Source organism: Pseudomonas syringae pv. cilantro (assembly GCF_001293775.1).
Classification (GTDB): Bacteria; Pseudomonadota; Gammaproteobacteria; order Pseudomonadales; family Pseudomonadaceae; genus Aquipseudomonas; species Aquipseudomonas syringae_P.
Genome location: NZ_LGLN01000017.1, coordinates 1 through 464 on the forward strand (window position 1 = coordinate 1; position 464 = coordinate 464).

Annotated in this window: 1 protein-coding gene and 1 pseudogene; both read right to left on the bottom strand. The window is 61.9% G+C overall.

Features of this window, described 5'->3' with window-relative positions:
- Positions 1-220, bottom strand: a pseudogene (locus ABJ99_RS04055) (TIGR03752 family integrating conjugative element protein); the annotation flags it as partial.
- Positions 210-464: DUF3438 family protein (locus ABJ99_RS04060; RefSeq protein WP_154864384.1), on the bottom strand; the 255-nt coding region annotated here is incomplete at its 5' end. The gene ABJ99_RS04060 and the pseudogene ABJ99_RS04055, both read right to left, overlap by 11 nt.

The window sequence follows — 464 nt, forward strand, 5'->3', positions numbered from 1 at the left end:
GCTGCTTGAGCTCGCGCCCTTCTGCCACGACCGTGCGCAGCGTGTCGCTCGGCGTGTCGCCTTCCACACCCAGAGCCTTGGCCTGTTCCGCTGTGAGTTTTGGGGCCGGTGCGTTGTCAGCCTGCTGTTCGGGTCCACCTCTCATCATCTTGATGCCGATGAACACCGTGAGCAGGAGAAGCGGAACCACCAGGTACTTGAGCAGCGGGTTACTCTTCATGCTTGGCTCCCCGGGTTGCACGCGGATCTGCTGGGGCGGCGGAGAACACGGTTGCTTGTGTCAGCCCGTGTCCCCGAGTGACCAGGTAGAGCGTGGTGGTGTCACTGGCATCACCGTGCGACCCGAGATAGGGATGTTGAAAGGCCGCCGTCACGAACTCACCCATCAGTTCCCGAGGGTCGAGCGTGACGCGCTGCGCCGTCTGGTTTTGTAGCTTCACAGCAGTCACCCAAAAATCGTCCAG